19 protein-coding genes are annotated in these 18,500 nt (G+C 73.8%); 15 read left to right on the forward strand and 4 right to left on the reverse strand.

All coding sequences use genetic code 11. The annotated features are described in order from the left end of the window. Nucleotides 1–101: 101 nt before the first annotated feature. Nucleotides 102–869, reverse strand: coding sequence for a pyrimidine reductase family protein (locus AMK31_RS05280; protein WP_073939191.1), 768 nt, complete (start codon nt 867–869; stop codon nt 102–104). Nucleotides 870–1,033: 164 nt separating this feature from the next. Between AMK31_RS05280 and zapE the strand changes: the two genes are divergently transcribed. The 9 genes from zapE to AMK31_RS05325 all read left to right on the forward strand — a co-directional run bounded on the left by zapE (nt 1,034) and on the right by AMK31_RS05325 (nt 9,234). Next, complete coding sequence (gene zapE, locus AMK31_RS05285) at nt 1,034–2,167, forward strand: cell division protein ZapE (protein ID WP_073939192.1); 1,134 nt, start codon at nt 1,034–1,036, stop codon at nt 2,165–2,167. A 213-nt stretch (nt 2,168–2,380) separates the two neighbouring features. Further along, on the forward strand, nt 2,381–2,779 hold the full coding sequence (locus tag AMK31_RS05290) for a hypothetical protein (RefSeq protein WP_073939193.1): 399 nt from the start codon (nt 2,381–2,383) through the stop codon (nt 2,777–2,779). A 79-nt stretch (nt 2,780–2,858) separates the two neighbouring features. Beyond that, nucleotides 2,859–3,440 carry a carbonic anhydrase gene (locus AMK31_RS05295; protein ID WP_073939194.1) on the forward strand — a complete coding sequence of 194 codons (582 nt, stop codon included), beginning with the start codon at nt 2,859–2,861 and terminating at the stop codon, nt 3,438–3,440. Nucleotides 3,441–3,448: 8 nt separating this feature from the next. Continuing rightward, the gene (locus AMK31_RS05300; protein ID WP_073939195.1) at nt 3,449–4,906 is read left to right on the forward strand and encodes a SulP family inorganic anion transporter; all 1,458 of its coding nucleotides are present in this window, start codon (nt 3,449–3,451) and stop codon (nt 4,904–4,906) included. A 115-nt stretch (nt 4,907–5,021) separates the two neighbouring features. After that, nucleotides 5,022–5,822 carry a slipin family protein gene (locus AMK31_RS05305; protein WP_073939196.1) on the forward strand — a complete coding sequence of 267 codons (801 nt, stop codon included), beginning with the start codon at nt 5,022–5,024 and terminating at the stop codon, nt 5,820–5,822. Nucleotides 5,823–5,910: 88 nt separating this feature from the next. Continuing rightward, nucleotides 5,911–7,278 carry a PhoX family protein gene (locus tag AMK31_RS05310; RefSeq protein WP_073939197.1) on the forward strand — a complete coding sequence of 456 codons (1,368 nt, stop codon included), beginning with the start codon at nt 5,911–5,913 and terminating at the stop codon, nt 7,276–7,278. Between the two features lie 102 nt (nt 7,279–7,380). After that, nucleotides 7,381–8,256, forward strand: a complete 876-nt coding sequence (locus AMK31_RS05315) for a polysaccharide deacetylase family protein (protein WP_073939544.1) — start codon at nt 7,381–7,383, stop codon at nt 8,254–8,256. 20 nt (nt 8,257–8,276) lie between these two features. Continuing rightward, the gene (locus AMK31_RS05320; protein ID WP_073939198.1) at nt 8,277–8,465 is read left to right on the forward strand and encodes a hypothetical protein; all 189 of its coding nucleotides are present in this window, start codon (nt 8,277–8,279) and stop codon (nt 8,463–8,465) included. A gap of 52 nt (nt 8,466–8,517) precedes the next feature. Continuing rightward, nucleotides 8,518–9,234 (forward strand): peptidyl-tRNA hydrolase, encoded by a 717-nt coding sequence (locus tag AMK31_RS05325; protein ID WP_073939199.1) that lies wholly within the window; start codon nt 8,518–8,520, stop codon nt 9,232–9,234. Between the two features lie 124 nt (nt 9,235–9,358). Here the strand turns inward: AMK31_RS05325 and AMK31_RS05330 are convergent, their stop codons facing one another. Then, complete coding sequence (locus AMK31_RS05330) at nt 9,359–9,742, reverse strand: hypothetical protein (RefSeq protein WP_073939200.1); 384 nt, start codon at nt 9,740–9,742, stop codon at nt 9,359–9,361. Between the two features lie 159 nt (nt 9,743–9,901). On the opposite strand from AMK31_RS05330, the gene AMK31_RS40885 reads away from it, so the two are divergent. The 5 genes from AMK31_RS40885 (at nt 9,902) to AMK31_RS05350 (ending at nt 15,130) form a co-directional block, all read left to right on the forward strand. Continuing rightward, nucleotides 9,902–10,045 carry a hypothetical protein gene (locus AMK31_RS40885; RefSeq protein WP_198948424.1) on the forward strand — a complete coding sequence of 48 codons (144 nt, stop codon included), beginning with the start codon at nt 9,902–9,904 and terminating at the stop codon, nt 10,043–10,045. A 131-nt stretch (nt 10,046–10,176) separates the two neighbouring features. Beyond that, on the forward strand, nt 10,177–11,016 hold the full coding sequence (locus tag AMK31_RS05335) for a DUF1206 domain-containing protein (RefSeq protein WP_073939201.1): 840 nt from the start codon (nt 10,177–10,179) through the stop codon (nt 11,014–11,016). A 164-nt stretch (nt 11,017–11,180) separates the two neighbouring features. Continuing rightward, on the forward strand, nt 11,181–12,500 hold the full coding sequence (locus AMK31_RS05340) for a DUF692 domain-containing protein (protein WP_073939202.1): 1,320 nt from the start codon (nt 11,181–11,183) through the stop codon (nt 12,498–12,500). 119 nt (nt 12,501–12,619) lie between these two features. Beyond that, on the forward strand, nt 12,620–13,396 hold the full coding sequence (locus AMK31_RS05345; RefSeq protein WP_073939203.1) for a TIGR04222 domain-containing membrane protein: 777 nt from the start codon (nt 12,620–12,622) through the stop codon (nt 13,394–13,396). 147 nt (nt 13,397–13,543) lie between these two features. Further along, complete coding sequence (locus AMK31_RS05350) at nt 13,544–15,130, forward strand: alpha/beta hydrolase (protein WP_073939204.1); 1,587 nt, start codon at nt 13,544–13,546, stop codon at nt 15,128–15,130. Between the two features lie 49 nt (nt 15,131–15,179). Here the strand turns inward: AMK31_RS05350 and hemQ are convergent, their stop codons facing one another. Together hemQ and hemG are read right to left on the reverse strand one after the other, a co-directional pair. Continuing rightward, nucleotides 15,180–15,905, reverse strand: coding sequence for a hydrogen peroxide-dependent heme synthase (hemQ, locus tag AMK31_RS05355; RefSeq protein ID WP_073939205.1), 726 nt, complete (start codon nt 15,903–15,905; stop codon nt 15,180–15,182). Nucleotides 15,906–15,909: 4 nt separating this feature from the next. Beyond that, the gene (hemG, locus tag AMK31_RS05360; protein WP_073939206.1) at nt 15,910–17,364 is read right to left on the reverse strand and encodes a protoporphyrinogen oxidase; all 1,455 of its coding nucleotides are present in this window, start codon (nt 17,362–17,364) and stop codon (nt 15,910–15,912) included. A gap of 157 nt (nt 17,365–17,521) precedes the next feature. On the opposite strand from hemG, the gene AMK31_RS05365 reads away from it, so the two are divergent. Then, nucleotides 17,522–18,484, forward strand: a complete 963-nt coding sequence (locus AMK31_RS05365) for a DUF4349 domain-containing protein (protein WP_073939207.1) — start codon at nt 17,522–17,524, stop codon at nt 18,482–18,484. Nucleotides 18,485–18,500: the final 16 nt, after the last annotated feature.

Consider the following 18,500-nt stretch of genomic DNA (forward strand, 5'->3'; position numbering starts at 1 on the left):
CTGCCCCGTGTTCGCACGGGTACTGCGAGTTCCAGTGTGCCCAGCGGAAGTAAAACGGAGCAGTACATTCCGCCTAAACGGAACAGTGGATTCAACCGAACTCACGACCGGCGGTAGCGGGAGAAGAGAAACCCGGACTCCTCCAGCAGGGACACCAGTGCGAACTGCTGCGGAACCGCCACCCCCGGCCCTCCGGCGATGCGCTGCGCGTCCCCCGCGGTGAGCATCGGCGAGACCGTCAGACACAGCTCGTCCAGCACCCCCGCCGCCACCAGCTGCCCCAGCAGCCGCGGACCGCCCTCGGTCAGCAGCCGGGTGTACCCCAGCCCGGCGAGCTCCCGTACGGCGCGGGCGGGCTCCACGCCGACGCCGTCCCCGGCGATCACCACCCGGGCCCCGGCCTTCCCGGCGGCGGCGACCCGGTCCGGAGCGGCCGCGGCGCCGGTCAGCACCAGTGTGGGCACCAGGGGCGAGGTGAACAGCGGCAGCGAGAAGTCCAGGTCCAGGCTCGCGGAGACCACCGCGATCGCCGGCGCCGGGCCCTGTCCGGCCGCCTGCCGCATGGCCGCGAACTCCGCACGCGCGCGTGCGGGGCGGTACCCCTCCTGGCGGACCGTTTCGGCACCGACCACCACCACATCGGCCAGCGCCCGCAGGGTGCCGAAGACCCGCATGTCGGTCGCGCTGGAGATGGGCTGGGACCGGCCGTCGTGCTGGGCGGCCCCGTCCAGCGTCGACACCATGTTGGCCCGCAGCCAGGCCGCCGGCTCGCCCGGCCCCGGCTCGGGATAGGCATAGGCCTCCGCCAACTCGGCAAGGCCCCACTCGCGGTCTTCGGCCTCATCGGCCCCGGGGAACAGGCGTCGCATGTCCAGCAGTGTTCCACGGGACAGCCGACCCGAACTTCTCGAGACAGGACGGGAGTGCCCACCTCAGGGGCGCGGGGAACTGCGCGATCGACCACGACGGACCTGGAAGCCGCGAAACACCCGAAACCAGGCACCCCCGCAGGCACCCTCTAGCATGGATAACCGTGTCCGACACCCCCGCCCCCGCCCACCGCCCCCCGATAGCCGACACCGGCGACGCGGCGACCCCGCTCTCCCTCTGCTCCCGCGAACCGCACGTCCCCGCGGAGCGCCTGGTCGCGGAGATGGTCCCGCCGCCCCGGTTCGACTCGGTCCGCTTCAGCACGTACATCCCGGACCCGAACCAGCCGAGCCAGACCGAGGCCGTCCGGGTCCTGGAGTCCTTCGCGTCCGGGCTGGGCGGCGCGCACGCCACCGGGAAGGGCACGGTCCGCCGCGGCTTCCTCGGCTTCGGCCGGGCCAAGGCGCCGAAGCCCCCGGCGGGCCCGCGCGGCGTCTACCTCGACGGCGGCTACGGCGTGGGCAAGACCCACCTGCTCGCCTCCCTCTGGCACGCCACCCCCGCCGACCCGTCCCGCAAGGCGTTCGGCACCTTCGTGGAGCTGACGAACCTGGTCGGCGCCCTCGGTTTCCAGCAGACGGTGCGCACCCTGTCGGAGCACCGCCTGCTGTGCATCGACGAGTTCGAGCTGGACGACCCGGGCGACACCGTCCTGGTGTCGACGCTGCTCGGCAAGCTGGTCGAGGCCGGCGTGGCGCTGGCCGCGACCTCGAACACCCTGCCCGGCAAGCTCGGCGAGGGCCGTTTCGCGGCGGCCGACTTCCTGCGGGAGATCCAGGGCCTGTCCGCCCACTTCCGCGCCCTGCGCATCGACGGCGAGGACTACCGTCACCGCGGTCTGCCGGAGGCTCCGGCGCCGTACTCGGACGAGCGGGTGACGAAGACGGCGTACGCCACCGAGGGCGCCTCGCTCGACGACTTCCCGCAGTTGCTGGACCACCTGGCGCGCGTCCACCCCAGCCGCTACGGCGCGCTGACCGACGGGATCACGGCGGTCTGCCTGACCGATGTCCGCCCGGTGCCCGACCAGTCGACCGCGCTGCGGCTCGTGGTCCTCGCGGACCGGCTCTACGACCGTGAGGTGCCGGTGCTGGCCTCGGGGCTGCCGTTCGACCGGCTGTTCAGCGAGGAGATGCTGAAGGGCGGCTACCGCAAGAAGTACTTCCGGGCGATCTCGCGTCTGACCGCGCTCGCCCGCGACGCCAAGCGCCTGGTGGAAACCGCCGAGACCGGCTGACGGCCCTTTACCGGACCCGACGGCCCCACCCGGCCCCCCGGAACAAGATCAAGGTCTTGTTCCGGCCATGCAACCTGCGCTTTTTGGGCTCTCTTCCGCTCGAAACACCAAGTTAACCCTGCAAACAACTTTGCAGGGTTAACGTGTTTCTTGACCAGCCGTTGACCAATCATTGGTCCGGGCTAGAGGTGTCGGCACAGAGGGAGGGACCGCATGTTCCGTGGCGCGACGGCCCGGGCCGGGTTAGCGGCCCTCGCCGCCGTCCTTTTCCTCTTCCCCTGTCTCGTCGTCGCCACATCGTTCGCACACGCGTACACGAGCCGTAACCCCGTGGCCATCACCCCGGCCGGAATCCCCTCTTCCGTTACGGCGCGGACCACCGAGGACCACAACCTCCACCGGGCGCCCTTCTGCGGAGACCCGACCGGTCTCCTGCACCACCGCGACCGCACCCGCCCCTCCACCCCCGCACCCGACACGGCCGGACGGCCGCTGCCGGTGCGCGGCACACCGGGGACCGGCCTCGCCGCGCCCCCGCCCGGTGCCGCGTACGACGAGGCGAGATCGCCGACCGCCCACTCCCCGGCCGCGCTCCAGGTCTTCCGCTGCTGAGCACAGAGCAGTCCCCCACCTCTGTATCTGCCATGCACGCCCGACGCGCCCCACGCGCGCCAGGAGGAATCACCAGACCATGCAGCCCCTCATCGACAACGCCCGGGCCTTCGGCCGGCGCCCTGAGGAGTTCGCCACCCTCGCCGCGGGCCAGTCCCCCGAGGTCCTGTTCATCACCTGCTCGGACTCCCGGGTCGTCCCGGCCCTGATCACGGGCGCCCGCCCCGGCCAGCTGTTCGAGCTGCGCACCGCGGGCAACATCGTTCCCCCCTACGCCTCCGGCACCCCCACCGGCGAGGCGGCCACCATCGAGTACGCCGTGGAGGTCCTCGGCGTCCAGGACATCGTGGTCTGCGGGCACTCCCACTGCGGGGCCGTCGGCGCGCTGGTGCGCGGTGACGACCTGAGCACGGTGCCCGCCGTACGCGACTGGCTGGCGCACGCCGCCGACGAGCCGCGAACCGCCGACCCGGCGGACCCGACGGTCAACGAGGCCGTGCAGCACCACGTGCTGACCCAGTTGCTCCGGCTGCGCTCCTACCCGTGTGTCGAGAGCCGTCTGACGGACGGCCGGCTCCGGCTGCACGCCTGGTACTACGAGGTGCACACCGGCCAGGTGCGCGAACACCGGTCCGCCACCGACGCGTTCGAAGCGCTGTGAGTCCCGCCATGACCAAATTCCCCCACATACGGCAGGACTTCCTCGCGTCCGTCGTCGTCTTCCTGGTCGCCGTGCCGCTGTGCGTCGGCGTGGCGGTCGCCTCCGGCGTCCCGGCGGAGCTGGGACTCGTCACCGGCATCGTGGGCGGCCTGCTCACCGGGCTCATGCCCGGGAGCAGCCTCCAGGTGTCGGGGCCGGCCGCCGGCCTGACCGTGATCGTCTTCGAGGCCGTCAGCGAGTTCGGCGTGGGCACGCTCGGCGTGATCGTGCTGATCGCCGGTCTGCTCCAGCTCGCCATGGGCTTCCTCAAGATCGGCCGCTGGTTCCGGGCGATATCCGTCGCCGTCGTCGAGGGCATGCTCTGCGGCATCGGCCTGGTGATCATCGCCGGGCAGATATACGCGGCGGCGGGCCTGGAGGCCCCGGACAGCGGCGTCGGCAAGATCGCGGGCCTGCCGGGGGCGTTCGCGGACGCTCTCGGCAGCACCGAGGCGCTGACCTCCCTCGCGATCGGCGCGGGCACCATCGCGGTCATCGTGCTGTGGAAGAAGCTGCCGAAGGCCGTGCGGTCCGTGCCGGGCGCGCTCGCCGCGGTGGTCCTGGCCACCGTCGCCACGGCCGCCTTCGGTCTCCCGGTCGCCACCGTGGAGGTGGAGGGCCTGCTCGGCGTCGTCCAGCCGCCCGGGGCGGAGGCCTTCGGCGAGCTGGCGAGCCCGGCCATCTGGGGCACGATCGTCGCCTTCGCGCTGATCGCCTCGGCGGAGAGCCTGTTCAGCGCCGCGGCCGTGGACCGGCTTCACGACGGTCCGCGCACCCAGTACGACAAGGAGATGATCGCCCAGGGCACGGGCAACACGGTCTGCGGTCTGCTCGGCGCGCTGCCGATGACCGCGGTGATCGTGCGCAGCTCCGCCAACGTCAACGCGGGCGCCAGGACCAAGGCCTCCCGCGTGCTGCACGGCGTGTGGCTGCTGCTGTTCGCCGCCGCGATGCCGTGGGCCCTGGCCCTGATCCCCATTCCGGCCCTGGCCGGCATCCTGGTCCACGCGGGCTGGAAGCTGATCCCGTTCCGCCAGATCGTCGACATGTGGCGGAGTCACAAGGGTGAGGCGCTGATCCTCGTGGTCACCGCGGTGTCGATCGTGGCGGTGAACATGTTCGAGGGCGTCCTGATCGGTCTCGCCCTGTCCGTCGTCAAGACCGCCTGGGAGGCCTCGCACGTCAGGCTGGAGGTCGTCGACAAGGGCGCCGGCCCGATCCAGGCGTGCCTGTCGGGCAACGCGACGTTCCTGCGGCTGCCGAAGATCCTCGACAGCCTGGAGTCGCTGCCCCAGGACCGCCCGGTGGAGCTGGACCTGTCCGGCGTGCACCACCTCGACCACGCCTGCCGTACGGCGCTGGAGAACTGGGCCGAGCGGCACAGTCACACCGGCATAGAGCCGGTGAAGCTCACCACGGCCGCCTGACAAGGCAGCCGCCGTCCGCCCGGTGTCCGGTCCGGGGCCCGCCGTGGCCCCGGACCGGACACCGGGCATATCGTTGCAGCATCGGACATTCGGCCCTCTGGGTGAGGGGGACGTCATGGTGGAGGAGCTGCTGACGGCGGCCGCGGCGGTCGGCACCGCGAGCGTGGTCTATGTCGCGGCGGCGGTACGGGTCGTGAAGCAGTACGAACGCGGAGTGGTCTTCCGGCTGGGACGGCTCCTGGACGGTGTGCGCCCGCCCGGGCTCACCATGGTCGTTCCGTTCGTGGACCGGATGCACAAGGTCAATCTGCAGATCGTCACGATGCCGGTGCCCGCCCAGGAGGGCATCACCCGCGACAACGTGACCGTGCGGGTGGACGCGGTGGTCTACTTCAAGGTCGTCGACCCGCCGAGCGCGCTGATCAAGGTCGAGGACTACAAGTTCGCGGTCTCCCAGATGGCCCAGACCTCGCTGCGCTCCATCATCGGCAAGAGCGACCTCGACGACCTGCTGTCCAACCGGGAGAAGCTCAACCAGGGCCTGGAGCTGATGATCGACAGTCCCGCCGTCGGCTGGGGCGTCCAGGTCGACCGGGTGGAGATCAAGGACGTCTCGCTGCCCGAGACGATGAAGCGCTCCATGGCCCGGCAGGCCGAGGCGGACCGTGAGCGCCGGGCCCGGATCATCAACGCCGACGCCGAGCTGCAGGCCTCCAAGAAGCTGGCGGAGGCCGCCCATCAGATGGCCGACGCGCCGTCCGCGCTCCAGCTGCGGCTGCTCCAGACGGTGATGGCGGTCGCGGCGGAGAAGAACTCCACGCTGGTGCTGCCGATCCCGGTGGAGCTGCTGCGCTTCCTGGAGCGGGGCCAGGAGCAGGACGGGAAGCACCCGCCGCCGCCCGCGCTCGACACGTGATGGTGCTACGCGCGTTGTTCCCGTGACGCGATACGAGTGGTAGACACAGCGGATCAACTGTCCTGTCCGCCAGCAGGAAGGTTCATCCATGTCTGTGACCCGCCGTCAGGCCCTCGCCCGCACCGGCGCCCTGGGAGTGGGCATCGCGTTCACCGGAGCCGTCTCCGAGCTCTTCGCGGGTACGGCCGCCGCCCAGGAACTGGGCCACACCGGCTACGGTCCGCTCGTCCCCGACCCGGACGGTCTGCTCGACCTGCCGGAGGGCTTCCGCTACAAGGTGCTGTCCCGCGAGGGCGACCCGCTGCGCTCCGGCGAGGGCCCGGTGCCCTCCAACCACGACGGCATGACCGCCCTGGCCGGCCGGCGCGGCCGCGTCCACCTGGTCCGCAACCACGAGAACCGCGCCACCGCCAGACTCGGCGTCCCCACGGTCGACGGCCTGACCTACGACCCGGCGGGCAAGGGCGGCTGTACGGCGCTCACTCTCGACGCCCGCAACGAGGTGCTGTCCGAGCGGGTCGCCATCGCCGGCACGGCCGTCAACTGCTCGGGCGGGCCGACCCCCTGGGGCACCTGGCTGACCTGCGAGGAGACCGAGGACAAGGCGGGCACGAACGGCTACGCCAAGGACCACGGGTTCATCTTCGAGGTCGACCCGGCCGACCCGCGCCGCACCGGGGCGGTCCCGCTGACCGCGATGGGCCGCTTCCAGCACGAGGCGGTGGCCGTCGACCCGCGCAGCGGCATCGTGTACGAGACCGAGGACGCGTTCATCCAGCCCTTCGGCCTCTTCTACCGCTTCCTGCCGCGCAAGCCGCTCGGCGGCACCGGCGCCCTGCGCGCGGGCGGCAGCCTCCAGGCCATGCGGGTCCCCGGCGTGCCGGACCTGTCGGCCGTGCAGGAACCCGGCGCCTCCTTCGACGGCGTCGAGTGGGTGGACGTTCCGGACCCGCTGGCCGCGAAGACGCCGGTCCGCCTCCAGGACTACGGCAAGAAGGGCGTCACCCGCGCGCAGAAGCTGGAGGGCTGCTACTGGGGCGGGCGCAGCGTGTACTTCGTGTCGTCGTACGCCCGCAGCCGGGAGGGGTCGGCCGCCGACCACTTCGGGCAGATCTGGCGCTACGACCCCGACCGCCGCCGTCTCACCCTGGTGATCGTCTTCGGCCCGGACACGGACGTCCAGCTGCCCGGCGAGTCCCCGGACAACATCTGCCTCGCGCCCAGCGGCGGCCTGATGGTCAGCGAGGACGGCAACGGGGCCCAGCACGTCTTCGGCGTCACCCGGAAGGGGGAGGTGTACGAGATGGCCCGCGGCCGGCAGAACATCGGCACCGACGACGAGCCGGAGTGGGGCGAGTTCGCGGGCGTCACCTTCTCCCCCGACGGCCGGACCATGTACGTCAACTGCTACACGCCCGGTACGACGTTCGCGGTGACGGGCCCCTGGCGCAAGTAGCGACGGCACCCGGCCGCCCGGCCGGGTGAGTTCCGGCGGGCGCCGAGCGCACCGACGGCGACGCGGGCCGATTCCTCCCCTTCGCCCGCTTACGTTCGTATGATGATCGTTCTTGTACGACGTATTGTCGCCGTCTGTGCGCTCGGCGCCGCACTCTCCGCGTGCGGCGCGCCCGAGGCCGCCCGTACCGCCTCCCGGGCCGCCCCTCCGGCCTCAGCCTCCGCTTCCCCGGCCTCCCCCTCCCCCGGCTCTCCCTCCCCCGCCCGGCCACCCACCCTCGCGCCCGGCCCCGGCGGCATGACGCCGGTGTTCCACAACGGGCCCCGGACGCCCGGCGACAAGACCGTCGCGCTCACCTTCGACGCCGACATGACCGCCGACCAGGGGCCGCGAGCCGCCATGGGCGAGCGGTTCGACAATCCGCGGCTGATCGCCACGCTGCGGGCGCTGAGGGTGCCGGCCACCGTGTTCATGACGGGCCGGTGGGCCGAGGAGTATCCGGTCCAGGCCCGTTCCATCGGCCGGGACCCGCTGTTCGAGGTCGCCAACCACTCCTACAGCCACTACGCCTACACCGAGGACTGCTACGGCCTGCCCACGGTCGACGAACCGCTGATGCGCGCGGACGTGGAGCGGGCCTACGCCGCCTTCCGCGCGGTGGGCGTCCCGGACGCCAGGCCGTACTTCCGCTTCCCCGGCGGCTGTTACGACCGGCGGGCCCTGCGGACGCTCGCCGGTACCGGGGTGACCGCCGTGCAGTGGGACGTGGTGGGCGGGGACGCCTTCGCGACGGACGCCGACGCGGTGGCCCGGCAGGTACTGGACGGCGTCCGGCCCGGATCGGTGGTCGTCCTGCACTGCACGACGAGCGCCGCCCCCGCGACCGAACGGGCGATCCGCACGATCGTGCCCGAGCTGCGCCACCGGGGTTTCCGGTTCGTGAAGGTGTCCGAACTGATCAGTGCCGCACCCCGCTGACCAGGCCTACCCTGGAGGGTATGAGCGAGGCCGAGGTCAACGACTACTGCCTGATCGACGCGACCAGGCCGCCCAAGGCGGACGGGCCGCCGTACGCGGAGTGCGTGCTGTGCCGGGAGCCGACGGAGTACGCCGAGTCGTACAAGGGGATCACCCTGTGCCCCGTCTGCGAGTGGCAGGAGGCACAGCGCACCGCCTGCTCCGGCTGACCGGCGGGGACGGGCGTCTCCCGCGGATCTTCCGCCTGGCAGACTGAAGGACGTGACACATCCTTCCTCCGTTCCCGGCGACAGTCCCTTCCGTCCCGTCCGCTCGGCCCGTGACGAGGCCCCGCAGTTCGTTCTCCCGCTGGTCGTGCGCATCGAGCGGGCCGAGCCCCCGGCGCGCACCGACGCGCTGGAGACGGCCGCCAAGGCGGTGCTCGTGATGCTGTCCGACGAGCGGTCGCTAAGGGACGGCGAGTGGGCGCAGGCCGTGCGGGACTGGCAGGACGCCCGGATCCGCAAGGTCGTCCGCCGGGCCCGCGGCGCGGAGTGGCGGCGAGCGGAGACGCTGCCCGGGATCACGGTCACCGGGAAGTCGGCGGAGGTGCGGGTCTTCCCACCGGTGCCGCTGGACGGCTGGCCGAAGGAACTGGCCAAGCTCCAGGTGTCCGGCACCGACCTCGACGACCCGGAGCGGCCGACCGCGGCCGACCCGGGCACGCCGGTGCTGTGGATGAGCCCGGAGGTGGAGATGTCGGCCGGCAAGGCCATGGCGCAGGCCGGGCACGGCGCCCAACTGGCCTGGTGGGCGCTGCCGGACGAGGAGCGCGCGGCCTGGCGGGACGCCGGTTTCCCGCTCGCCGTGCGCACCGCGGACCCGGCGCGCTGGCGCGCGCTGACCGCGAGCGGCCTGCCGGTGGTGCGGGACGCCGGGTTCACGGAGATCGCGCCCGGCTCCTGCACGGTGGTCGCCCAGCATCCGGCGCTGCGTTAGCGGGTGTGCGCGGGCTCGGCCATGTCACGAGCAGGCCGCGGGCTCGCCGTCGTGCGGTACGGACATGGCCGGCGCGCCTGCCGGCAGCCTTTCAGGGCCCCCGGGGGCCGCGGGTTCCGCGCGGTCAGAAGCGTCCGCCGGTCAGCCGCGTGATCGGCCCGTGCCCGCGGCGCGCGGAGACCCGGCCCGCCGCGAAGGACAGGGTGGCGAGGGCCGTCACACCCGTCGCGGCACCGGTCGCGATCAGCTTGCGGGCCTTGATGACCGTCCATGCCGTCGTGGCGGCGGTGGCCACCTGACCGGCGGTCGACACCACGGTGTCCTTGGTGGTCGCGAGCGCGGTGCCCGCGGCCGCCACCGCCCGCGATCCGCCCTCGGACGCCGAACGCGCGGCCCGCGCGGCGGTGGTGCCCGACGAGGCGGCCTTGTCCCCGGTCTTCGACGCGGCCGTCTTCGCCGTACGGGCGGCCTGCGCGGTCTTGCCTTCTCGCTCTTGTGTGTTCGCCATGGAGAGCGCGTTGCCGATTCCGCTCCGGACAAACGCACTACGTCCACGGGCTCTTGGGCAACCCCCGTCCGTCCGCGCTGCGTCCGACGGCGTCGCGCGGGTAGACGCAGCGAAGAGGAGGCCTACAGCTTCTCACCGCACAGCGACCATGGAGGTGTCATGCCCGGCATCATCAACCGGATCAAGCAGTACAGCCGCACCCCTCAGGGCCGGCGGGCCATCGCGTCGGCGCGGCGCGCGGCCTCGGACCCCCGTACCCGGGCGCAGGCCCGCACCCTGCTCGGCCGGCTGCGCCGCCGCTGACCGCGCCGGCCCGCGAGCAGGTGCCGGCTTCCCTGCCCGGGGCGGACGCATATCCCGTCCCGCCCCGGGCATCCGGGCCTTCGCCGGCGTCGAACACCGCCGGGCGGATCCACGACAGAAGGGTGGCGGCCATGGCGACCGGAGCATCCGTGACGCGAGGCAAGGGGGCCGCGAGGGCCCGCCGGGCGGCGAACGGTTCCGTCGTCGACGCCGGGGCCCGCTGGGGCCTGGTGGCCCGCGGCACGATCTACCTGCTGATAGGGCTGCTGGCCCTGCGCATCGCCCATGGCGGCGGCGCCAGGCAGGCGGACAGCAGCGGAGCCGTCCAGGAGCTGGCGCGGCAGCCGTTCGGTGAGGCGCTGGTGTGGGCGATCGGGATCGGCCTGATCGGGATGGCGCTGTGGCGGTTGTCCGAGGCCCTGTTCGGAGCCTCCGGCCCGGACGGCCGCAAGGCGTCCAAGCGCGCCCTGAACGCCGGGCGCTGCGTCTTCTACGGCTTCGTGGCGTCCTCCGTGCTGTCGTTCGTGACCTCCTCCAGGAACGACGAGGGAAGCGACGCGACCTCACGCGACCTCACCGCCCGCGCTCTCGAACTCCCCCTGGGCCGCTGGCTCGTCGGCGTCGCGGGCCTCGTCGTCCTGGGGGTCGGCGTGGGCATCGGGGTGCGCGCGGTCCGGCGCACCTTCCACAAGCACCTCAAGCGGGCGGACATGTCCCGCCGGGTCCGCCGCGTGGTGGACGTCCTCGGCGTCACCGGCGGTGTGGCCCGCGGGCTGGTCTACGCGGCGGCGGGCGTCTTCGTGGTGATCGCCGCGGTGGACTACGACCCCGACCGGGCCAAGGGCCTGGACGGCACGCTGCGCGCTCTCGCCGACGCCCCGGCCGGGCCCTGGCTGCTGTCCCTGGTGGCGCTCGGTCTGGCCGTCTTCGGTCTGTTCTCCGTCGCTCTCGCCCGCTACCGCAGGGTCTGAGGCGGGCGGCGCCGGGCCTCTCGGGTTCTCCGCGACGGGCGGGGCCGGAACCTCAAATGTTGCTCTGAAGGCGCGGCCCGCAGGGTTCGGGCCCCGGCGGTGTGGCCATACCCCCCTCACGCGGTGTGCGGAACGCCGTGCGAGAACGTGGAGGTGGGGGAAGCGTGCAGCGACTGGGGACGGGGATCGGGTGGCGGCCGGAGATCGCGGACGCCGTGGAGGCGATGCCGGGCATCGACTGGGTCGAGGTCGTCGCCGAGAACGTCTGCCTCGGCCATCTGCCGGACTCGCTGCGGCGGTTGCGCGAGCGCGGGGTGACCGTGGTGCCGCACGGCGTCGCGCTCGGCCTCGGCGGCGCCGACCGGCCGGATCCGGGCCGGCTGTCGGCGCTGGCCGAGCGGGCCGAGGCGCTGGGGTCGCCGCTGGTCACCGAGCACATCGCGTTCGTCCGCGCGGGCGGACCGCTGACCGCGTCACCCCGGCTGGAGGCGGGCCACCTGCTGCCGGTGCCGCGCACCCGGGACGCGCTCGACGTGCTGTGCGAGAACGTGCGGATCGCGCAGGACGCGCTGCCGGTGCCGCTGGCGGTGGAGAACATCGCCGCGCTGTTCTCGTGGCCGGGTGAGGAGATGACGGAGGGACAGTTCCTGTACGAGCTGGCCGACCGTACCGGCGTACGCCTGCTGATCGACGTGGCCAACCTGCACACCAACCACGTCAACCGGGGCGAGGACCCGGCCAAGGCGCTGGCCGAACTCCCCGTGGAGGCCATCGCGTACGTCCATGTCGCGGGCGGCTTCGAACGTGACGGCGTCTGGCACGACAGCCACGCCCACCCCGTGCCCCGGCCGGTCCTGGACATCCTGACCGACCTGGCGTCGCGGGTGGCACCGGCCGGGGTGCTGCTGGAGCGGGACGAGAACTTCCCCGAACCGGCCGAGCTGGAGGGCGAGCTGGCGGCCATCCGGGAGGCCCTGCGCAAGGGCCGGGGGCAGTCGCGGGCGGCCGGGGCGGCGACGGCGGGGACCTCCGCGCCGCGCCCGGCGGCCACCGCCGCGACCGCCGTCCCGGACGGCGTGCGCGAACGGCTCGGTCTCGCCCAGGCCGCGCTGCTCTCCGCGCTCGTCGCCGGGACACCCGCCCCGGAGGGGTTCGACCGGGCCCGGCTGCGGGTGCAGACGCGGGCGCTCGCCGGGAAGCGGGCGGGTGTCGTGGCGAAGGTGGCCCCGGAACTGCCGGATCTGCTCGGGGACGCGTACCGGACGGAGTTCCTCGCGTACGCGCACCGGCGTCCGATGACCGGCGGCTACCGGCGGGACGCCCTGGACTTCGCCGAGCACCTGCTGGACTCGGGCCGTCTGCAGGCGCGGGTACGGCGGGAGATGCGGGCGTGGTGGCGGGAGCGCTCGGGCCCGGCGCCGCGTTCGGCACGTCCGGCGGCACGGCTGGCGCGCGGCGCCCGCCGGGTGCTGCTGGGGCGCTGAGCGACGGGAGCCGCCGGCCTGCCCGGCTCGTACTGCGGAACGTCACATACCCGCGACACTCTGTCCGGATGATGAACAGGGGATGGCGCTCGACGCGATCACCGGCATAGAAACGCGGCATGTTCTGGGTCATCCTCCTGCTGCTCGCCTGGGTCGCCGCCGGTACGGCGTGCACCTTGCTGTGTCTGGCCGCCGTGCACGCCGCCGGCACCGACGCGGACACGGGCGGAACGCACGAGCTGACGCTCTACGAGGCCGCGTTCCTCTCCGGCGGGCCCGCGCGGGTCGCCGAACTGACGCTGGTCTCGATGGCCCGCCAGCGCCGGCTGCTGCTCGCGCACACCGGCTGGGCGACCGTCGTCGACCCGCGCGGGCGCGACGAGATGGAGCGTTCGGTGATAGGGGCCATCGGCCCGGAGGGGCAGTCCCCGATCGCCCCGGTGCGGGCCGCCGCGGCCGCCACCGAGGCGGTGCGCGGGCTCGCCGACCGGCTGGTCCGCGCGGGTCTCGCCGTCCCGGCCGGGGCCGGTACGACGGTCGCGGCGGGCGTGCGGCGGGTGCGGTTCGCCGCGCTGGCCGTGGTCGCGCTGGGGGTGACGGCGCTGCTGCTGCCGGTCGAGCCGGGCATGCCGCGCCACCTGGTCGCCTTCTGGTTCGCGCTGCCCCTCGCCCTCACGCTGAGCTGCCTCGCCCTGGCCCGCATAGAGGCGCACCCGTACTCGCACTGGGCCTCCCCGGCCGGGCAGCGGCTGCTGGGCCGGCTGGCCCGGCACTCCGCTGACGCGGACGGCGACCGCGCCTACCTCACCACGGTCGCCGTCCGCGGGGTCGGCGCGGTCGGCGAGCCCGAGCTGCGGGCGGCATTCGCCCGGCGAGGGCCCGTCCGGCGCGGCTGACGGCGGGCCGCGCCCGCGCCCGGGGAGACCCATTCAGGGGGCGTACGGAAGCACGGGCGCCGACACCGGGCGGGCGGTGCTTGCCTTCGCCAAGAACCAAACGAAACTTCCCTTTTGTCGCTGCCGCGCACCGAAAGGGAGTACGCGATGAGAGCTGCCGCCCTCTACACGGCCGCCGGGTCCCTGCTGCTGACCACCCTCGCCGCCGCTCCCGCCGACAGCGCGCCCAAGACCCCGGTGGCCGCCGCCGAGGTACGCGGCACCGCGGTGGCCGTCGCCCGGGCCGCGGCCAAAGGGGTCCGGTTCGGCCGGTGCACGGCGGGGCGGGACATGCCGGCCAGCATGGAGTGCGGCACCGTGACCGTTCCGCTCGACTACGCGCAGCCGGACGGCAGACAGATCCAGCTCGCCGTCAGCCGGGTGCCCGCCACCGAGCGCGACCCGCAGGACGGCGAGCGCCAGGTGACCCGGCAGGGCGCCCTGGTCTACAACCCGGGTGGCCCCGGCGCCTCCGGCTACCACTTCCCGCTGGTCGGCATGCTTCCCAAGTGGAAGCGGATCGCCGCCGCCTACGACCTGGTCGGCTACGCCCCGCGCGGTGTCGGCCGTTCGGCGCCGCTGTCCTGCCAGGACCCCGCGCAGGTCTTCAAGGGCCCCACCCAGTCCCCGGCGCACCCCTCGGAGTCGTACAAGCGCGACCGCATCGCGAAGGCGAAGGCATACGCCCGCGGCTGCCTGGAGCGCTCCGGCGACGCGCTGCGCCACTACCACTCCCTCAACAACGCCCGCGACCTCGACGTACTGCGCGCGGCGCTGGGCGAGGACCGGCTCAACTTCATCGGCTCGTCGTACGGCACCTACTTCGGGGCGCTGTACGCGACGCTGTTCCCCTCGCATGTGCGGCGGATGGTGTTCGACTCGGCGGTGAACCCGCACCCGTCGGACGTCTGGTACCGCAACAACCTCGCCCAGTCGGCCGCGTTCGAGGACCGCTGGGCGGATTTCAAGGACTGGATCGCCAAGCACCACGACGTGTACGGGCTGGGCGCCCGGGCGCAGGACGTGCAGCAGGGCTACGACCTGGCGCGGGCGCGGCTCGCCGCGGAGCCGGCCGGCGGGCGGGTCGGGTCGGGGCAGTTGCAGAGCCTGTTCCTCCAGGCCGGGTACCACGACGACCACTGGCCGGCGCGAGCGCGGGCGCTGTCGGCGTATCTGAAGGGCGATCCGCAGCCGCTGATCGACCTGGCCGGTCCGCGCCGGAAGGCTTCGCCCGCGGCGGAGAACTCGAGCGCGGTCTACACGGCCGTGGAGTGCAACGACGCGCCCTGGCCGACGGACTGGGCGGTGTGGGACCGGGACAACACCCGGCTGGCGCGGGTGGCGCCGTTCGAGACGTGGGACAACGTGTGGATGAACCTGCCCTGCGCGTACTGGCCCGCGCCGCGTCAGCAGCCGCTGGACGTGCGGACGGGGCCCGGGGAGCTGCCGCCGACGCTGATCCTGGCGGCGGAGCGGGACGCCGCCGCGCCGTACGAGGGGGCGCTGGAGCTGCACCGGCGGCTGTCGGGGTCGGTGCTGGTGACGGAGCGGGACGCGGGGACGCACGGGCTCGTGGGTGGGCCCAACGCCTGCGTCAACGGGTACGTCGACGCGTATCTGATGGAGGGGTGGGTTCCGGGGCGGCGGGCGGCGTGCGCGCCACGCCCGGAACCCGAGCCGGGGACCGGCCGGTAGGACCGCCGGCCCGTCCGCGGGGCGGTGCGCGGCCCCGCGCCGCCGGGCGTCAGGCCAGTCCGGCGACCAGGTCGGCGACCGACTTGCGGCGGCCCGTGAAGAACGGGACCTCCTCGCGGACGTGCATCCGGGCCTCCGAGGCGCGCAGGTGGCGCATGAGGTCGACGATGCGGTACAGCTCGTCGGCCTCGAAGGCGAGGATCCACTCGTAGTCGCCGAGCGAGAACGAGGCGACCGTGTTGGCGCGGACGTCCGGGTAGCCGCGGGCCATCTTGCCGTGGTCGGCGAGCATCCGGCGGCGGTCCTCGTCGGGCAGCAGGTACCAGTCGTAGGAGCGCACGAACGGGTAGACGCTGACGTAGTCGCGCGGCGTCTCGTCGGCGAGGAACGCCGGGATGTGTGAGCGGTTGAACTCGGCGGGGCGGTGCAGCGCCATGTTGGACCACACCGGCTCCAGGGCACGGCCCAGCCTGGTGCGGCGGAAGAGGTTGTACGCCTCCTGGAGCTGGTCGCTGGTCTCGGCGTGCCACCAGATCATCACGTCGGCGTCGGCGCGCAGGCCCGAGACGTCGTAGGTGCCGCGGATGGTCACGTCCTTCGCGGCGAGCTGGTCGAACAGCTCCTGGACCTCGTCGGCGTAGCCCGCGCGGTCCTCGGGGAGCACGTCCTTCAGCTTGAACACGGACCACAGGGTGTAGCGGATGACCTCGTTGAGGTCCTTGGCCAGCTTGCCCTTGTTCGGGACCCGTCCGGTGGTGGTGGCGTCGTCACTCATGCCCTCATTCTCCCGCTCCGCCGTGCAGGCTCTGCACCGGGTGGGCGGTGAGCTCCTGCACACCGCGCAGGTCACCGCCCAGCTGGTCCACCGCGGCGTACGCGCTCGCGATGCAGGCGGGAACGCCGACACCGTCGTACACCGCGCCGCACACGGCCAGTCCCGGCAGTCCGGCGACGTGGCCGCGGATGCGGGCCACGCGCGCGTGGTGCCCGACCGGGTACTGCGGCAGGCCGCCGTCCCAGCGGGTGACGCGGGTGGCGACCGGCGTGGCGTCGAGGCCGGTGGCCGCCGCGAGGTCCTGCCGGGAGACGGCGACGAGGCCGGCGTCGTCGCGGTCCAGGATCTCCGTCTCGCCGTGGCGTCCCACGGAGGTGCGCAGCACCACCGTCTCCGGGTCCTCCTCGGCGATCCAGCCCCACTTCTGCGAGGCGAACGTGGACGCCTTGATGGTCCGTCCGTCGACCGGCGGGACCAGGAAGCCGCTGCCCTCGGGGAGGCGGATGTCGGCGCGCCGGTAGGCGAGGGTGATCAGCGCCATCGACGCGTACTCCACGGCCGTCAGCTCGGCCGCGGCGGCGGGGGCCTCGGCGCGCAGCAGTCCGGCCGCGGCCGGCGCGGGGACGGCGACGACCACGGCGTCCGCGGGCAGCACCCGGTCGCCGGCCGTGACGAGCCAGCCGCCGCCGGGCCGGCGGCGCAGCTCCGTGGCCGCCGTCCGGGTCAGGATCTCCCCGCCGCGCGCCCGCACGGAGTCGGCCACCGCCAGGGGCAGGGTGCCGACGCCGCCCCGCAGGCCCATGAACACCGGGCCGGTCAGCGGGTTCGCCGCCGCCTTGGCCTGGATCTCGCGGACCGCCTCGGTGAGCGAGTCGTGGGTGTGGGCGGCCTGGAAGAGCTGGGGGACGGCGGAGCGCAGGGAGATGCGGTACGCGTCGCCCGCGTAGACCCCGCCGAGCAGGGGTTCGACGAGGCGGTCGACGACCTCGCGGCCCAGCCTGGCGGCGACGTACTCCCCCACCGCCACGTCGTCGCCGACCTCGGTGCGGGGCAGTTCGGCGTCCCGCTCGATGCGGCGCAGGCCCTCCTCGGAGAGCACTCCGGCCAGGGCGGCGGCGGTGCCGGGCACGCCCATGACGTGGCCCTTGGGCATGGGGCGCAGGGCGCCGCGGGTCCAGAGCGCGGCGGTCGCGGTGGCCGGCGGTTCGAGCCGGTCGGCGAGGCCGGCCTCCCGCGCGAGGCCGACCGCCTCGGGGCGGCGCGCCAGCAGGGACTCGGCGCCGAGGTCGACCCGCACGCCCGCGATCTCGCCGGGCAGCAGCTTGCCGCCGACCCGGTCGGACGCCTCCAGCACGGTCACCCGCGCGCCTCGCTCCAGCAGCCGGTGGGCGGCGGCCAGCCCGGCGATCCCGGCTCCGATGACGACGACCCGCCCGGCGTCGCTCCGTACTCCGCTCATGCCCTCCACCTTCTCAGACGGCACCGACGGCGCCCTCGCGGGGCCGTGGCCCGGCCGAGTCCCGACCGTGACCGGTTCGGAACCGGTGCCGGCAAACGCCCGGCGCCGGCCGGACGTCGAAGGAACGTCCGTCGCAGCGAACCCCGGGGGATCCCACATGCGCACACCACGTTCCGCACCCGCCCACCGGCCCGGCAGGCTCCTCGCCGGGCTGCTGCTCGCCGCCGCCCTCGCGGCCACCGGATGCAGCGGCGCGAACGACACCTCCTCCGGCGGTGACGGCGCCAAGGCCGCGGAGGCCGCCGCGCCGGGCTACGAGGCGGGCGGCGGCGACTCGAAGGCACGCCAGGGCGACCGGGACGAGGCCGCGCCGAAGCCGGCCGCGAGCCACATCATCCGCACCGCCTCGCTGACCGTGCAGGTGAAGGACGTGCCGAAGGCGCTCGCCGACGCCCGCGCGGTCACCGAGGACGCGGGCGGCTACGTCGGCCGGGAGACCACGCACCGCGACGACGAGGGCGGCGAGCGGACCCGGGTCGTGCTGCGGGTGCCGGTCGACCGGTACGAGGAGGTGCTGAAGGGCCTGGAGGGCTCGGGCCGGCTGCTGGAGCGCACCGCGAAGGCGCAGGACGTCACCGAGCAGGTCGTCGACGTGGAGAGCCGGATCCGGTCGCAGCGGGCCAGCGTGGCGCGGATCCGCGAGCTGATGGACGAGGCGACCAAGCTGAGCGACGTGGTGACGCTGGAGGGTGAACTGAGCAGCCGGCAGGCCGACCTGGAGGCGCTGCTCGCCCGGCAGGCGTCCCTGAAGGACCGCGCCGACCTGGCGACCATCACCCTGTCGCTGACCGGGACAGCGGTGGACAAGGCCGCCGAGGACGACGACCCGGGGGTCGGGGACGCGCTCGGGGGCGGCTGGGACGCGTTCGTGTCGACGCTGCGCTGGATCGTCGTGGCCCTCGCCGCGGTGCTGCCGTTCGCCGCGCTGACGGCACTGCTCGTCCTGGTGTGGCTGCGGCTGGTCCGGCCCCGGCTGCCGCGCCGCGCGGCGCAGGCACCCGCGATGACGGCGCCGGGCCCGCTCCCGGAGGCCGGCGAGGAGGGTGCCGGGCGCGACTGAAATGCCGGACCCCCGT

Source organism: Streptomyces sp. TSRI0107 (assembly GCF_001905845.1).
Classification (GTDB): Bacteria; Actinomycetota; Actinomycetes; order Streptomycetales; family Streptomycetaceae; genus Streptomyces.

What these genes read in the sequence shown, in the direction of transcription:
- hemQ (WP_073939205.1), bottom strand. Translation starts at nt 15,905, where the DNA reads ATGAGTGACGACGCCACCACCACCGGACGGGTCCCGAACAAGGGCAAG.
- AMK31_RS05310 (WP_073939197.1), top strand. Translation starts at nt 5,911, where the DNA reads ATGTCTGTGACCCGCCGTCAGGCCCTCGCCCGCACCGGCGCCCTGGGA.
- AMK31_RS05280 (WP_073939191.1), bottom strand. Translation starts at nt 869, where the DNA reads ATGCGACGCCTGTTCCCCGGGGCCGATGAGGCCGAAGACCGCGAGTGG.
- AMK31_RS05300 (WP_073939195.1), top strand. Translation starts at nt 3,449, where the DNA reads ATGACCAAATTCCCCCACATACGGCAGGACTTCCTCGCGTCCGTCGTC.
- AMK31_RS05335 (WP_073939201.1), top strand. Translation starts at nt 10,177, where the DNA reads ATGGCGACCGGAGCATCCGTGACGCGAGGCAAGGGGGCCGCGAGGGCC.
- hemG (WP_073939206.1), bottom strand. Translation starts at nt 17,364, where the DNA reads ATGAGCGGAGTACGGAGCGACGCCGGGCGGGTCGTCGTCATCGGAGCC.
- AMK31_RS05320 (WP_073939198.1), top strand. Translation starts at nt 8,277, where the DNA reads ATGAGCGAGGCCGAGGTCAACGACTACTGCCTGATCGACGCGACCAGG.
- AMK31_RS05365 (WP_073939207.1), top strand. Translation starts at nt 17,522, where the DNA reads ATGCGCACACCACGTTCCGCACCCGCCCACCGGCCCGGCAGGCTCCTC.
- AMK31_RS05305 (WP_073939196.1), top strand. Translation starts at nt 5,022, where the DNA reads ATGGTGGAGGAGCTGCTGACGGCGGCCGCGGCGGTCGGCACCGCGAGC.
- AMK31_RS05290 (WP_073939193.1), top strand. Translation starts at nt 2,381, where the DNA reads ATGTTCCGTGGCGCGACGGCCCGGGCCGGGTTAGCGGCCCTCGCCGCC.
- AMK31_RS40885 (WP_198948424.1), top strand. Translation starts at nt 9,902, where the DNA reads ATGCCCGGCATCATCAACCGGATCAAGCAGTACAGCCGCACCCCTCAG.
- AMK31_RS05295 (WP_073939194.1), top strand. Translation starts at nt 2,859, where the DNA reads ATGCAGCCCCTCATCGACAACGCCCGGGCCTTCGGCCGGCGCCCTGAG.
- AMK31_RS05330 (WP_073939200.1), bottom strand. Translation starts at nt 9,742, where the DNA reads ATGGCGAACACACAAGAGCGAGAAGGCAAGACCGCGCAGGCCGCCCGT.
- AMK31_RS05350 (WP_073939204.1), top strand. Translation starts at nt 13,544, where the DNA reads ATGAGAGCTGCCGCCCTCTACACGGCCGCCGGGTCCCTGCTGCTGACC.
- AMK31_RS05345 (WP_073939203.1), top strand. Translation starts at nt 12,620, where the DNA reads ATGTTCTGGGTCATCCTCCTGCTGCTCGCCTGGGTCGCCGCCGGTACG.
- AMK31_RS05315 (WP_073939544.1), top strand. Translation starts at nt 7,381, where the DNA reads ATGATCGTTCTTGTACGACGTATTGTCGCCGTCTGTGCGCTCGGCGCC.